This window comes from Acidovorax sp. SDU_ACID1, assembly GCF_045291395.1.
Classification (GTDB): domain Bacteria; phylum Pseudomonadota; class Gammaproteobacteria; order Burkholderiales; family Burkholderiaceae_C; genus MR-S7.
Genome location: NZ_CP152342.1, coordinates 465,598 through 479,330 on the forward strand (window position 1 = coordinate 465,598; position 13,733 = coordinate 479,330).

The 13,733-nt window shown below is 62.8% G+C and carries 18 protein-coding genes and 1 pseudogene; 11 read left to right on the top strand and 8 right to left on the bottom strand.

Annotated features, from left to right (window positions below):
• The gene (locus AAG689_RS02240; RefSeq protein WP_406624584.1) at positions 1-1,098 is read left to right on the top strand and encodes an acyl-CoA dehydrogenase family protein; all 1,098 of its coding nucleotides are present in this window, start codon (positions 1-3) and stop codon (positions 1,096-1,098) included.
• A gap of 124 nt (positions 1,099-1,222) precedes the next feature.
• Positions 1,223-1,873 carry a helix-turn-helix domain-containing protein gene (locus AAG689_RS02245; protein ID WP_406624585.1) on the top strand — a complete coding sequence of 217 codons (651 nt, stop codon included), beginning with the start codon at positions 1,223-1,225 and terminating at the stop codon, positions 1,871-1,873.
• Positions 1,874-2,085: 212 nt separating this feature from the next.
• Here the strand turns inward: AAG689_RS02245 and AAG689_RS02250 are convergent, their stop codons facing one another.
• Complete coding sequence (locus AAG689_RS02250; protein WP_406624586.1) at positions 2,086-2,223, bottom strand: hypothetical protein; 138 nt, start codon at positions 2,221-2,223, stop codon at positions 2,086-2,088.
• Positions 2,224-2,742: 519 nt separating this feature from the next.
• On the opposite strand from AAG689_RS02250, the gene AAG689_RS02255 reads away from it, so the two are divergent.
• The 3 genes and pseudogenes from AAG689_RS02255 to AAG689_RS02265 all read left to right on the top strand — a co-directional run.
• Positions 2,743-2,889 (top strand): hypothetical protein, encoded by a 147-nt coding sequence (locus tag AAG689_RS02255; protein WP_406624587.1) that lies wholly within the window; start codon positions 2,743-2,745, stop codon positions 2,887-2,889.
• 34 nt (positions 2,890-2,923) lie between these two features.
• Positions 2,924-4,137 (top strand): IS3 family transposase gene (locus AAG689_RS02260; protein ID WP_406624588.1). Its coding sequence is split into 2 segments (ribosomal slippage): positions 2,924-3,182 and positions 3,182-4,137, totalling 1,215 coding nucleotides; the frame shifts between segments, so codons are not numbered across the junction.
• Positions 4,138-4,426: 289 nt separating this feature from the next.
• Positions 4,427-4,597: pseudogene (locus AAG689_RS02265) on the top strand (IS110 family transposase); the annotation flags it as partial.
• A 42-nt stretch (positions 4,598-4,639) separates the two neighbouring features.
• Here the strand turns inward: AAG689_RS02265 and arsC are convergent.
• From arsC to AAG689_RS02295, 6 genes are all read right to left on the bottom strand, one after another.
• On the bottom strand, positions 4,640-5,062 hold the full coding sequence (gene arsC / locus AAG689_RS02270; protein WP_406624589.1) for an arsenate reductase (glutaredoxin): 423 nt from the start codon (positions 5,060-5,062) through the stop codon (positions 4,640-4,642).
• A gap of 16 nt (positions 5,063-5,078) precedes the next feature.
• A complete protein-coding gene (gene arsB / locus AAG689_RS02275; protein WP_406624590.1) occupies positions 5,079-6,161 on the bottom strand; it encodes an ACR3 family arsenite efflux transporter in 1,083 nt (360 codons plus the stop codon).
• The gene (locus tag AAG689_RS02280; protein ID WP_406624591.1) at positions 6,158-6,616 is read right to left on the bottom strand and encodes an ArsI/CadI family heavy metal resistance metalloenzyme; all 459 of its coding nucleotides are present in this window, start codon (positions 6,614-6,616) and stop codon (positions 6,158-6,160) included. Before AAG689_RS02280 ends, arsB begins: the two co-directional genes overlap by 4 nt.
• 9 nt (positions 6,617-6,625) lie before the next feature.
• Positions 6,626-6,958 carry an ArsR/SmtB family transcription factor gene (locus AAG689_RS02285; protein WP_406624592.1) on the bottom strand — a complete coding sequence of 111 codons (333 nt, stop codon included), beginning with the start codon at positions 6,956-6,958 and terminating at the stop codon, positions 6,626-6,628.
• 100 nt (positions 6,959-7,058) lie between these two features.
• Positions 7,059-7,274 (bottom strand): hypothetical protein, encoded by a 216-nt coding sequence (locus AAG689_RS02290; RefSeq protein WP_406624593.1) that lies wholly within the window; start codon positions 7,272-7,274, stop codon positions 7,059-7,061.
• A gap of 437 nt (positions 7,275-7,711) precedes the next feature.
• Positions 7,712-9,031 (bottom strand): IPTL-CTERM sorting domain-containing protein, encoded by a 1,320-nt coding sequence (locus AAG689_RS02295; protein WP_406624594.1) that lies wholly within the window; start codon positions 9,029-9,031, stop codon positions 7,712-7,714.
• Between the two features lie 871 nt (positions 9,032-9,902).
• On the opposite strand from AAG689_RS02295, the gene AAG689_RS02300 reads away from it, so the two are divergent.
• Together AAG689_RS02300 and AAG689_RS02305 are read left to right on the top strand one after the other, a co-directional pair.
• Entirely contained in the window at positions 9,903-10,826 is a 924-nt protein-coding gene (locus tag AAG689_RS02300; RefSeq protein ID WP_406624595.1) for a choice-of-anchor J domain-containing protein, read from the top strand.
• The gene (locus AAG689_RS02305; RefSeq protein ID WP_406624596.1) at positions 10,718-10,966 is read left to right on the top strand and encodes an IPTL-CTERM sorting domain-containing protein; all 249 of its coding nucleotides are present in this window, start codon (positions 10,718-10,720) and stop codon (positions 10,964-10,966) included. The genes AAG689_RS02300 and AAG689_RS02305 overlap by 109 nt, the downstream gene beginning before the upstream one ends.
• Before the next feature lie 228 nt (positions 10,967-11,194).
• On the opposite strand, the gene AAG689_RS02310 is transcribed toward AAG689_RS02305, so the two are convergent.
• Positions 11,195-12,388: a tyrosine-type recombinase/integrase gene (locus AAG689_RS02310; RefSeq protein WP_406624597.1), complete on the bottom strand. Its 1,194-nt coding sequence runs from the start codon at positions 12,386-12,388 to the stop codon at positions 11,195-11,197.
• Positions 12,389-12,714: 326 nt separating this feature from the next.
• Here AAG689_RS02310 and AAG689_RS02315 point away from each other — a divergent pair, with 326 nt between their 5' ends.
• From AAG689_RS02315 to AAG689_RS02330, 4 genes are all read left to right on the top strand, one after another.
• Positions 12,715-12,852, top strand: a complete 138-nt coding sequence (locus AAG689_RS02315) for a hypothetical protein (RefSeq protein WP_406624598.1) — start codon at positions 12,715-12,717, stop codon at positions 12,850-12,852.
• Positions 12,853-12,960: 108 nt separating this feature from the next.
• Positions 12,961-13,128 carry a hypothetical protein gene (locus tag AAG689_RS02320; RefSeq protein WP_406624599.1) on the top strand — a complete coding sequence of 56 codons (168 nt, stop codon included), beginning with the start codon at positions 12,961-12,963 and terminating at the stop codon, positions 13,126-13,128.
• Positions 13,129-13,194: 66 nt separating this feature from the next.
• Positions 13,195-13,461: a hypothetical protein gene (locus AAG689_RS02325; RefSeq protein ID WP_406624600.1), complete on the top strand. Its 267-nt coding sequence runs from the start codon at positions 13,195-13,197 to the stop codon at positions 13,459-13,461.
• 98 nt (positions 13,462-13,559) lie between these two features.
• Positions 13,560-13,694 carry a hypothetical protein gene (locus AAG689_RS02330; protein ID WP_406624601.1) on the top strand — a complete coding sequence of 45 codons (135 nt, stop codon included), beginning with the start codon at positions 13,560-13,562 and terminating at the stop codon, positions 13,692-13,694.
• Positions 13,695-13,733 lie beyond the last annotated feature (39 nt).

The window sequence follows — 13,733 nt, forward strand, 5'->3', positions numbered from 1 at the left end:
ATGGACTTTGATTTCTCATCCGAACAGGATCAATTGCGCGAGGCCGTCGGCACCTGGGTGCGGCGCAGCTATACGTTCGAGCGGCGGCGGCAGATCGAAAAATCGAGCGGCTTCTCCAAAGAGGCCTATGCCGAACTGACGGCGCTCGGACTTCCCGCGCTTCTTTTGGGAGAAGAAGACGGAGGGCTAGGGTTGGGGCCGGTCGAGATGATGGTCGTGATGGAGGAACTGGGGCGCGGCATCGTGCTGGAGCCCTTGATGCAGGCATTCCTGGCCAGTTGGATACTGGCCCGATCCAGGGCGCAGGAGGCGCCTGCCTGGCGGGAAAGCGTCGCATCAGGCGCCAGCCTCGTCGCTCTGGCCTACCAGGAGCCTGGCGCGAGATACGAGCTTTCCGCCTGCACGACCACCGCCACGCCTGGCGAGGCAGGATCGCATTGGTCTTTGCAGGGGCAGAAGTCCCTGGTGGCAGCGGGGGACGAAGCGGATGCCTTCATCGTCCCCGCCACCACGGCGCAAGGCCTGGCGCTTTTCTGGGTCGATCGGAACGACCCCGGTGTTGCCTTGGGCAGCTACAGGACGCTGGATGGCGCCCGCGTCGCCCATCTTTCGCTGAATGGCGCCAAGGCGCACCTTATTACCCAGGAGGGGGATGCGACGCTGCAGGCCACCGTGGATCTGGGGATAGCGTGCACGTGCGCGGAAGGCGTCGGCGTGATGGAGGCGATGCTCGCCGAAGTCCTGGAATACCTCAACGTGCGCAAGCAGTTCGGCGTGCCATTGGCCAGCTTTCAGGCGCTGCGGCACCGGGTGGCCGATATGAAGACGCAGCTCGAACTGGCACGATCCATGAGCTATCTGGCCACCTTGAAGCTCAACGATGCACCCGCCGAGCGGCATTTGGCAGCTTCGCGCGCCAAGTACCAACTGGGCTGCGCCATGCGCTTCGTTGGCCAGCAGGGGATTCAATTGCATGGCGGCATCGGCATGACGGATGAGTGCGTGGTGAGCCACTATTTCAAGCGTTTGACGCAGTTGGAGATGACCTTCGGCGACACCCACCACCACTTGGGGCAAATGTCCGCTGCCTGCCAATGAAGCGGCGCCGCTAGCCATGTGAGATAGACCGCATGGAGGACACGCATGCCGACCCTCGCCAAGGGGCTGGCGCTGCAATGGCCCTCCTAGAATTGCTGCCTGACAGCAATTCTTTCCCAAGTTGATGAAAACCAACCGGTCTATCCAACGATGCCTTGCCTTGCTCAGAGCCTTCCGGGGCCATGTGCGCCCATCGCTTTCGGAACTGTGCAAGGAAACCGATCTTCCCCATGCAACGGTTCTCCGCTTCCTGCTCACCCTGGAGGAAGAGGGCTACGTGGCTCGGCATGACAGCCAATGGAGATTGACGAGCAAGGTGTTGGAGATCGGCTTTGCCGCTTTGGAGAGTTCGGGAATATCGGAGACGGTGCAGGCCACCGTGCAATCGCTGGCCGATGCCTGCTCAGGCACCTCGAACGTCGGCGAATCCTGCGACATCGGTGTTCTGATCATCGCCCGTGCCCTGGCGCCCGCCGAGCGCAGGCGGCTGCATGTGGCGAACCTGCGCGTGGGAAGCATGCTGCCCGCAGAAAGCGCACTGGCCCAGGCTCTGTCCCTGCCTGCCGAGGAAGCCTTCGCGATCTTCAAGTACCCCAATAGCCTCCAGACTTCGCTGGCGGTCCGGATGCCCAGTGCGCTGGGGCGCACGCTGGCACTCGGCGTTTCCGCCGCATCGGAGGAGTTCGCGGACGAGCGGAGGCTGCAGGAAACTGTCGAGCGTCTGCATGAGGAAGCACGTCGGATTGGACAGATCCTGGATATCGGTCCAATATGACCTTGATAGTGTGAGGCTGCTGCGACCTCGCCTCAAATAGTTGCTCCGCGTGATGCATTTACAGCGCGCAAAATGGGTGGACGACCGAGCTTTGATTTGGGCTTGCGAACCAAGGAGCTCTTGGTCGACTGATTGACAACGGCCTGGACCGAGCAGGAAAGAGTGCCTAGATCTCGCGCACGTGCCGCGGTGGGTAGGCGAACGGCCTGTAGCTAACCGGCTGCGCCCTTCATAGCCGCCTTGCCTGCGGTTCGCTCCCCCGGTTCGGGCTGTTGCGCCCCCTCGCGCTCGTCGTCGTTGCCGTAGCCGCGACCCTGTCCTCGCTGGCGGCGTTCGTCGTTGTTGCGCATGAAGTTCTCCTGGTGGTTGGAAGTGAAGACGTAGCCGCATATGAACTGCGGCTTGGCTTCAGCTTCTTGCCTTGGGAGAGAAGGGCGCGTGGGACCGATCCGACGTGCGCGTAGTCCTGGGACCGGCCATCCCGCTGTCGGCTGCGTCGTATCAGGTGACTTCACCCATCCCGAGAGACTGACATCAGAGCCATTGCCTCCAGTGCCGCGCATGCCAGGGACATGTGTGACCCCGTCATGGGGCGACCGTTGGAAGGTAGGTCCCGTTCACCCTATCGACATGCCCAACAAGCGCGCGGCGCCGCCCCCCACAGGACAGAACTGAGCCGCTTGGTACCTATCCAAGTTAGCAGAAGCATCTGTGCCTATGCTCCCAATGAAGCGAACTAACTTCTTGTGCCTTCGAACTAATTTGCTGGCGCCAGATGCTGCACCCAAGTGTCTGAACGCGCCTTTAACTTATGGCCCGATGATGCAAACCTGAGGAGTAGGCGCGACCCTTTTTGAATCCGGAATTCCATGCACTTCCAGATGATCTTGGTGTGCTTCAAGCCATTCGATCGGGGGCTTGGCATTCATGCGCCATTCATCCAGTATCAAGAAGATCTTTTTCTTGTGGATTTTGCTGCGGGAAACCAACGCGGCACTGAAGTTGCCCCGGTTTGACGGACACCTTACGCTGTAGAGCAAGGAGTTCGAGATGGGCAAGACAAGGCTGCCATATCCGGCGGAGTTCCGAGAGCAGATGGTGGGGCTGGTGCGAGCTGGCAGGACACCGGCAGAGCTGGCGCGTGAGTTCGATGTGACCGCACAGACCATCGCCAACTGGGTCAGTGCCGCTGGTGGTCAAGCGTCACGCAACCAGGCTCCGACGGGCGCGCTCATCGGGGCCGAACGTGAGGAGCTCGCAAGGCTGCGCCGGCAACTGCGGCAAGTCCAGATGGAGCGCGACATTCTGGCAAAGGCTACGGCCTGGTTCGCCGCCAAGAGCGACAAGACGTTCACACCGTCTTCGAACTCATGAACGCGAACCAGGCCGACTTCCCCATTCGAGCGATGTGCCGGGTGCTGGGCGTGTCCCACAGCGGCTTCTACGACTGGCAGCACCGGGCACCCAGCCAGCGCGCGATGGACGACATGGTGCTCACCGAGCGGATCAGGCAGGTGCACGCCGATTCCCGTGAGACTTACGGCCGGCCACGCGTGAGGGCCGAGTTGGCGGCACAGGGCGTGCGCGTCGGAGGAAAGCGGATCGCCCGCCTCATGCGCCGAGCTGGCCTGCAAGGGATCAGCAAACGACGGGCCTCCACCGTGACGACCCGGCGTGACCCGCGCGAACGTCCAGCGGCTGACCTCGTGAGGCGATGCTTCCGCGCCGAACGGGCGAACCAGCTATGGGTGGCCGACATGACCTACGTGCCGACGTGGGCAGGCTTCATCTACCTGGCGGTCGTGATGGACGTCTTCAGCAGGCGCATCGTCGGCTGGTCGATGGGCGAGCGCATGACTGCGGAGCTCGTGCTGGCGGCGCTGAACATGGCGTTGGCCCAGCGCAAGCCCAACGACGTCATCCACCACTCGGACCAAGGCAGCCAGTACACCAGTCTGGCGTTCGGCCAACGGTGCGCCGAGATGGGCGTGCGCCCGTCGATGGGCAGTGTGGGTGACGCGTACGACAACGCCATGGCCGAGAGCTTCTTCGCCACGCTCGAGTGCGAGCTGATTGAGCGTCGCAGCTTCCGATCAAAGGCGGAGGCGAAGGCCGCGCTGTTCAGCTACATCGAGGGCTGGTACAACCCGCGCCGGCGTCACTCCGCGCTGGGCTACCACTCACCCGTGGAGTTCGAGCGCCGCGTCGTCGCCGAGGCGCGTGCGGCAACGGAGATCAACGAGGAAGACCAGATCCCGGCTTGAGAATCAAGCCGATAACCGTCCGTGGATGCGGGGCAAGTTCAAGATTCTCGAATCGACCCCCGTAAAGTCTCTATTCCCGTCTCAGTCGCAACGCATCAATTCTTCGTAAATTCCTGGCCTGCGTGTGCCGGTGCGGGCACCGCCCGCCAACGCGAGCAGTGGCGCGATCAGGGCCTCGCTGATGACAGCGCCGAATGCGCGTCCTCGTTGGAGTGGCGGCGATACGGTATTGTGTAGCGCTTGGCGCCGGTATCCACTTGAACCCTGGCGTCCGTTGGAGACGGATCGAATCGTCGCCATGCGCTTTAACGCCGTGATACGGCAGTGCTATGAGCGCCTGCTGGCGGCTGGCAAACCGAAGAATCTGGCCATCGTGGCTTGCATGCGCAAGCTGCTGGTCATCATGAATGCGATGGTCAGAACCGGGCGGCCATGGAATGATCACCTGGCACAGTCCTGAAAGTGGCGGGTTCAGACGGCGTGGCTGTCTGCGCGGAAGGTGTCAGAGCCTGTGGCCCTTGGCGTCCACCACCGCCTCGCCGTCTTCTTTGCTGAACGCGCCACGCTGCGGCTGTGGCAGGATGTCCAGCACGGCCTCGGACGGCCGGCACAGGCGCGTGCCCAGTGGCGTGACCACGATGGGCCGGTTGATGAGGATGGGGTGCTGGAGCATGAAGTCGATCAGTTGTTTGTCGTTCCACTTCTCGTCAGCCAGGCCGAGTTCCGCGTAGGGCGTTCCCTTCTCGCGCAGGACGGCGCGAACGGGCACGTCCATGGCGGCGATCAGCGCCGTGAGCGTGCTGCGGTCGGGCGGCGTCTTGAGGTACTCGATGACCGTGGGCTCTTCGCCGCTGTTGCGGATCATGGCGAGCACGTTGCGCGATGTGCCGCAGGCGGGGTTGTGGTAGATCGTAATGGTGCTCATGGGCATGTCCTGGCGGTTATCGGGAGGATAGGGTCGGGCTGCACTCGTACCAGCCGCGCGAGCGATTGACCACGCGCACCACCAGCAGCATCACCGGCACCTCGATCAGCACACCAACCACCGTGGCCAGAGCTGCGCCGGACTGGAAGCCGAACAGGCTAATGGCGGCGGCCACGGCCAGCTCGAAGAAGTTGGACGCGCCGATCAGCGCCGAGGGGCAAGCGATGTTGTGTTTCTCACCCAGCCGGCGATTGAGCCAGTAGGCCAGACCGGAGTTGAAGAACACCTGGATCAGGATGGGCACGGCCAGCATGGCGATCACCAACGGCTGCTGCAGGATGGCCTGCCCCTGGAAGGCGAACAGCAGCACCAGCGTGAGCAGCAGCGCCGCCATGGACAGCGGGGCTATGCGCGACAGCGCGGCATCGAAGGCGGCCTGTCCCCGGCGCAGCAGCGCGCGGCGCCAGAGCTGGGCCAAGACGACCGGCACGACGATGTAGAGTGCCACTGACACCAGCAGCGTGTCCCACGGCACCGTGATGGCCGACAGGCCCAGCAGCAAGCCGACGATGGGCGCGAAGGCGAACACCATGATGGTGTCGTTCAAGGCGACTTGCGACAGCGTGAACACCGGATCGCCGCCCGTCAGCCGGCTCCAGACGAAGACCATGGCCGTGCAGGGCGCGGCGGCCAGCAGGATCAGGCCGGCGACGTAGCTGTCGAGCTGGTCGGCGGGCAGCCACTGGGCGAAGACCTGGCGGATGAAGATCCATGCCAGCAGCGCCATCGAGAACGGCTTGACCGCCCAGTTCACGAATAGCGTCACGCCGATGCCGCGCCAATGCTGCCCCACCTGGCCCAGCGCGCCGAAGTCCACCTTGAGCAGCATCGGGATCACCATCACCCAGATCAGCAGGCCCACGGGCAGGTTGACCTGGGCGACCTCCATGCGGCCGATGGCCTGGAACACGCCGGGCGCGAGCTGGCCCAGGGCAATGCCGGCGACGATGCACAGCAGCACCCAAACGGTCAGGAAGCGCTCGAAGACGCTCATGGAGGAGACGGCCGGCGCGCGGCCGGCCGTTGTGGCTTGGGTCATGGGCAGCTCGCGTTAGCAGCAGGAAGAACGGGAGGGCCCGAGCAGCACGCCGGGGCGACCGCGGGCGCGGCTTGCTGCGCTTCGTTGAAGACCGGGATATTGCCCAGCGTGTGGAAATGCTCCCAGGCCACGCCCTGCGGGTCGGTGACCCAGTGCTTCTCGCTGCGCGCGTAGCAGCAGGTCGTGGTGCCTTCATCCAGCAGCGCCATGTCGGCCGCTTCGGCGCGGGCCTTCAGCGCCGCCAATTCCTCGGCATCGTCGGTCTGGATGCCCAGGTGGTCGATGCCCGGCTTGCTGCCGCGCGTGGAGATGGCGAAGTTCACCGGCGGGTCTTCAAGCATCCACTTTGCGTAATCGGCTTCGATGCGGGCCGGCTGCGCGGCGAAGAGCTGGGAGTAGAAGCTGATGCTGCGGTTCAGGTCATCGACGTGTAGGTGGACGTGGAAGCGTTTCATGGAAGCCTTTCAGCAGGAAGTGCAGGAGGGAGATGCGGACGCAATGACCTCGCAGGTGCCGCCCTGGCAGCAGTGTTCGGTCAGGTAGCCGAGCAGCCCGTTCATCTGGGAGAAGTCGGCGCGGTAGATCAGATTGCGGCCCTGCTGTTCGACCGTGACGAGGCTGGCATGGGCCAGTTCCTTCAGGTGGAAGGACAGCGCGTTGCGGGCCACGTCAAGCTCGTCGGCCAGCACGCTGGGCGTCAATCCTTCGGGGCCGGCAACAACCAGGGCGCGGAACACGCGCAGTCGCTGGGCATGGGCCAAGGCACCGAGGGCGGAAACAGCTTGGTTTTCATTCATTATTCAATAATACAACAATCATTGAATAATTGTGGAAAGGCCATTCCGACCAGGCCCGTTCGCTTGAAAACGCTTGACTTGCAAGACAGTTGCTCGCGCCTCAGGGCTGCCGCGAGTCCGACAACAGGCTGGCCGCTTCCAAGGCCGCGCAGGCCAGCGTCAGCGTGCGCGAAACCACGACAGGGCGGCTGTTGGAATGGCAAGTCCCGTTCACGCGGTCGATGTATGTGTTGACCGGCATCCCCAGCAGCCGCGCTGCGCCGCGGCCGGAAAGGCCCATCCGAGCCTGCCACGCACGCAGCTCCTCGGTGGCCATGGCGTCGCCCACCACCGCGACGACCCGCTTTATGAGAGTGTGACCGGTGCTGGATGAACTGCGTAAGGGGGAAGGGGAGTTAGAGGCTATGGACTGAGATGTGTTTTCGCAGTCCTTGCCCGCGCGGACTTGGACCGCGAGGGTTGGTGAATTGCTGCAGGGGCACCGGGGATTTGTGAGGGAAGTCTAGAAGCTGCTTCTGGACGAGTAGAAGACGATTGCTCCTCGGTTTCTACTGCGACTTCGAAAATGGAAACGGCCCCAGAGGGGGCCGTGGATACGAGCTCTTGCGCCGACCTGCAGACCAGGAGCCATCGCCCGAGCTGGCCATTTGCTGCGCAGGTCTATGCGAGGAAGTAGCGCAAAACCTGCGGTGAGCTGGCGTCAGCGGAAACGCCCGAGACGAAATCAGGCTGCGGATGTCGTAGGCCTGCGGGTTAGGTCCGTTCTTTCCGACGCATTGCCACCGTTCCCAACATGGCCAGAATGGCAGACAAGCCCATCAGAGCCCATTCGGACAAGGTGGGGATAGCAACTGGGACTGGCGCTAGCGGCGTGACTGCTGTCGACGCTGTGGATGGAGCTCCAGAGCCTGCAGCAGTGTTCGCCGTGACCGTGAAGGTATAGGGCGTTCCGTTGGTCAAGCCGGTCACGACAAAAGGTGAGCTTGGCGCAGTCCAGGTACCGCCGCCGGGCTGCACGGTGATCGTGTAGTCGATGACAGGACTGCCTCCATCGGAGGCGGGTGCGTCCCAACTGACGGTGGCTTCAGCATTGCCTGCGACCGCGACGACATTCAGGGGAAAACCGGCCGCCGCTGGCGTGACCTGTATGGAGTACGACTGAGACCCGCTGCAGCCGCTGGCGTCGTTCACTGTGACCGTAAAGGGGAACGTGCCCAGCGTCGTGGGGAAACCGGTGATGGTCCCGTTCGCGGCAAGTGTCAGCCCAGGTGGCAGTGCGCCCGACGTGACCGCGAAATTGGGCGCACCCAACGCACCTGTTTGCGTCAACGCCGTTGAGTACGCTTGCCCCCAGGAGCCACCGGTCAACGCTCCGCCCGACGACATAGTGAACGCAGGGCAAACGTAGGGCGTGTACACCACATTGTCGACACCGATGTAGTCGGAATTTGATCCTGAAGGCCCCCCATTGGTCACGAAGTAGCGGAACGCCATGCGGCCGGAGGTAGGAGCTGGCAAGCCCGAAACTGTAATCGTGTACATGGTCCACGTCTGGGGATAGACGTTTGCCACCAAAGTCGGATTGATCTCCAGCAAAACCGTCGAGAAGTCGCCAACGGCGGTGGCTCCGGATCCAACGTTCGTGCTCGCGCCGTTGGTGCTCAAGCGGACTTGCAAACGGTCGGGAAAATCGGTCTGACCGCCAAGGATCGTGGGTTTTCGCGTGAAGAATGTCAGCACATCGCCGTTGCGGAATGTGCGATTCGGAGTGAGCAGCCAGTTGCTGATGGTGCCCGAGCCGCCTGTCGTGCTGGCGAAATTGGCCGCTATGTAGGCGTTGTTTGCTCCGTTATAGGCATTGAACGGCCCAGGGTCTGGAGTCGCGGTAGTGGGAACTCCCTGATACCAGGCGTTCGGTCCCAGCGGACTGCTGTTGTTTTGTATGAACCAGCCATTGCCCGCGAGCAAACTGACATCGTCGAAGTTCTCCGTGAATGCCTGGGCATTCGCTTGGCCCGCAAGACTGCTGCACAGTGACAGCGCAGCGGCCGCATAGAAAACTGCTCGTCTCATATCCGACGCTCCTCAGAGGACGCTGGGGTGTTTCAGGTGAACTTGCGGCTGTCAGAGGCGAATCTCATCGGCTGCAAAAACGTGTGCATTTGTGAGAAAGCGTAGCATAGGCGTTTGCGGGTCTGCCTAGAGGGAAACGAGAACTGCTATCGCGCAGAGTTCGGGCATGGAACCCCGCTTGGCTAGAAGAGCTGAGCGGTCAGAAAATTGCTGGAGCTTGGTTGCGCCGGCCCAGACATGGTGCTGTGGCCGATTCGCTCGCCTTGCTGGCGACCTCTCGGTGTGGGCCGAGGTGTCCAGCCCTCGCGCTTCCGCTTGGGTTCGGGCTCTGGGCGCGGCGATATAGCGATCGGGACGGCAAAGTCCCAGTGGCGCGAGGGCGCGATGAGGCTCCAGTACGTCCAGAGCCGTTGCTCCCAGCCCTGCAGTGCCATATTGATCACGGGGATGCCATGCATCTCGGCAAGCACGATGGCGGTTGCGGTGCCTCCAGTTCGGGGACTGCGTGTCTCCGCTCCCTGACAGCCGTCGGGCGTCCAGCAAAGCAGCAGCGAGGATGGATGCGCGCGGCCGCCGGCCTCCAGCATGCCGGCCTCCCATGCGGAATTCGCACCGGGAGTGGCTCCTGAACGCAGTGCCCAGCCCGCTCGGCCCAACCAGGCAGATAGACGCCGCATCGTGGCCAGGACCTTAGGCGGGGCCTTGCGGGAGGGCGGCGGTGGCCGTGCGCAAGAAGGCATGGACGACGAGATTCCCTTTTAAAGAACCGCGCACTGGGCGTCGGCGCTGCCGATAAATTTGTTCAATCAATGCCGCCTTGTGTATCGTCTATGCTGCGCAGGCCCTTCCAATCTGCAACTCCACTGACACCATGCGCCCGTTCACTCCATTCTTGGTGGCGCTGGTCACCTTTGTCGCTTACGCTGGCTCGGGCCATGCCCAGACTCTTTATGAAGAGAGTTTCGACAATGACTGCATTGCTAGTACCCCCAGACCCGTTCCCGCTCCGCTGACGACACACAATGTCGATGGCCGCATGCCGGATGCCCAAGTCGCTTATGTCAATAACGCCTGGATCGTCCGCGAAGACTTCAACTTCAACGTCAGTAATTGCGCCGCGTTCAGTACGTCCTACTACAACCCTGTAGGCGCTGCGGACGATTGGCTGGTCCTTCCGCCCATCACTGCTGCCGCGAACACGCAACTTTCCTGGAAGGCCGTGACCTACGATCCGGCCTACCCAGACGGATACGAAGTTCGCATCTCGACTGGTGGCAGCGCTCCTGCGGATTTCACATCCTTGCTCCATACCGTCCCCCAGGAGGCAAGCACCTGGACCACGCGTCAACTGTCCCTGGGTGCATTTGCCGGGCAAACTGTGCGCGTCGCGTTCCGCAACGCCTCCAATGACAAGTTCCTGCTTCTATTGGACGACCTGCTGATCCAGAACGTTGGACCGGGAGTCTGCGGCACCTCGCACGGAGGATTGTTTTCCGCGCCCCCTGCGGCCAATTTGTGCTCAGCAGGGACTGCATCTGCCGTCACCGCTGGCCCCTCAACCTACACGTGGGCATGTAGCGGGACCGGCGGAGGAGCCAATGCCAGCTGCTCTGCCAACTTGGGACACGATCTCACCTCAAGCGTAGTCCCCCCAGTGGGGGCACCGTCAACTGCACCGCGAACATCGTGGTCGATGGAGGTGCCTCCACCTGCACCGCTACCGCGAATGCGGGTTTCGTCTTCAGCGGCTGGAGCGGCGACTGCAACGGGGCAACGTGCAACTTGGCGGCAGTGACGAGTCCTATGGCGGTAACCGCCAATTTCACCGCCCAGGCACAGGCCGTCAGCATCCCTACCTTGTCCCAATGGGGTCTGATCGTCATGTCCTGCCTCGTCGCGATGTTGGGCATCGCATGCGTGCAGCGCAGGAGTTGAGGCTGCCCAGCGCCATTTTGGCGGAGCGGTGGCAGCAAACGGAGCCATCCCGAAGAATGCGATCGCACCGTATTTATCCGAACATTCCCGTGCCTGCACACCTTGATGTCGTAAAGGGATCAGTACCGCGGAGTGCCTCCGCGCGTCTCATTGGACGCCTATAGGACAGAGTGTGGAGTGACTCCGCACCAGCTTGAATAGCCTGAGGGTTCCTGCTGCCTCAGCGGTTTAGTGAGTTGGCCCCACGAAGCCCGCCCATTCCTCCATCATTTGCCGCCGCTTCTCCAACGCATCCCCACGTCGATAGGCTGCCTCCACCTTGCTCTCGAGCGTGTGGGCCAATGCCTGCTCCGCCAGCTCACGCGGGTAATGGGTCTTCTCCCCGGCCCAGTCCCGGAATGTCGAGCGAAACCCGTGGGGTACGGCGTCCACCTTCATGCGGCGCATCACCGCTGTCATGGTCATGTCGGACAACGGCTGCCCCTTGGTGCCCGGAAAGAGCAACGGGGTGCTTTCGAGGCGTGGGAGTTGGCGCAGCAGGTCCAGTGCGGCCGAGGAAAGGGGAACGCGGTGTTCGTTGCCGGCCTTCATGCGCTCCGCAGGAACGGTCCAGACGCCCGTGCGCTCGTCGATTTCGTCCCAGGTGGCCCCTCGCACCTCGCCTGACCGCGCTGCCGTGAGGATGACGAATTCCAGGGCCCTGGCGGCAAGGCCTTCGCGCAGGCGCAGCTCGCGCATGAAGCCGGGCATGTCATCGACGGGGACTGCCCGGTGGTGTTCGACCTTCTGGATCTTGGAGGGTGCAGCCAGCACCTTGTCCAGGTGGCCTTTCCAGCGCGCCGGGTTCTCGCCTGTGCGGTACTTGCGCACGGTGGCCCAGTCCAGCACGGATTCGATGCGGCCCCGCAGGCGGCTCGCGGTTTCGTTCTTGGTGCTCCAGATGGGCTCCAGACAGGCCAGGACGTGAGGCAGGTCGATCGAGGCGACGCTGAGGTGGCCCATGTGCGGCAGAACGTAGGTCTGCAGGGTGTTTTCCCACTGCTGCCGGTGCTTGGGGTTGCTCCATTCCGCGGACTTGGCGCGCAGGAATTCCTCGGTGCACCATTGGAAGGTCTTGTCGGCCGCGACCTGGGCAGCCAGGGCCATGCGCTGCTGCTTGCGCGGAGCGGTCGGATCCTTGCCCTCGCGCAGTCCGTCATGGATGTCCCGCGCCTTGTCGCGGGCCTCGGACAGGCCCACAGCGGGGTAGGCGCCGATGCCAATGTCCCGGCGCTTGTCTCCGACCTGGACCCTCAGCACCCAGCCCCGGTGGCCTGCGCTCACCCGCAAGTGCAGGCCGGGCACACCGCCGACAGCGTGCCTTCCTTCCGTCTTGATCGCTGCGACAGCGCGCTCCGACAACTGCTTGGCCACCTTGGGCATGGGACTCTCCGCCATAAATTCCTGTCCCACATTGTGCCCACAAAAAACATTGGCTGTGGCTGAATTTGGCTAAACCTTGCTGGACAAGATAAGTAGAAAATATCATTTAAAATCAACATGTTGTTTTAAATATCTGGATGGTATTGGACGTAAAATTGGCGGAGACCCTCTCCGCCAATACTGTAAGGGCCTGATGCTGAACAGCATCAGGCCTTTTTCTTTGGCCTTAGTGATGGGCGGCTGGCGCCGCCGTCCTACAGACGCCTCTTGCGGGGCGCGCAAAGTCGAGGCATCCGTCTTCACTTTGATCCACCATGGAGTGCCCTATGGCGACCCCCCAAGACCCCAAGGAGCATCCGCTGCACACCGTGCCGGATGAATTGCCACGCCCCCCAGGCGACCTGCCGCCGGCGCCGCCGCCTGGCCAGCCCAGCGAGGGCATCCCGCAAAACATTCCGGGCTGATGCTTTCCTACCCTTTTGTCGGAGCGGACTGACCGGCGCCAGGAGCGGCACGTCTTCCAATGGGTTTGCAGGCAATTCGCCTGTGTTCAAGTCCACAAGGAGATCGCCATGCCGCAGCAAGACACGCACCCGCAAACCCAGCCACAGCCGGGCCAGAATCCCGAGCGCAATCCCAAGGACGACAATCGGGGCCGCTCGCAAACCAGCGAGGTCAACCAGGGAAATGCGCAGGTGAACAATGTGGAGCCCAATCCACCGCAGAGCATTCCCGAATAGCGCAGCAAGCCCGCCTCGTGCGGGCTCTTCTCTGTCCTGGTGGATACCGGGCGTGGAGGTCACAACATGGGCATCGTCGTGTATTGGCAGGAAGCACCGGGCATGCCGGCGATGGAGGCATTCACTCCCAACCAGCTCGCCCAGGCCCTGAAGTTCTGTGAAGCCAAGCGCCAGGCAGGCAAGAACCATGTCTGCATCTCGAGCGAACTGGAGCAGAGCGTGGGCCGGGCAGGGGTGAACGCGGTGGAGGCCCGGAGCCTGCCCGACGGCAGTCCGTATGAATGGACGAAGGCGCATCGGGGCGCGGGGCCGGAGCGCGGCACGGGAGCTTGAAAAGCGCATGGCCCGGTGAACACTTCAAGCGGCTGTCTTACGAGAACGCCAGCCGGTCCCGATATGGTGGAGAGGGTCCACCCTCCTTGGAGAGCGCCATGCAGAAAGCCAAGACATCCTCCGGCCAAGTGCCCCATTCGTCGGGGCGCAACCAGTTCGCCACTGCCAAGACCCTGACCATCCTGGTGATCGCCGTCGTGTTGGCGATGCTGTTCCTGTGGGCTCCCTGGTAGCTGCCGGGATTTTTCGCCCCTGCACAGAGCGGCTTGTCC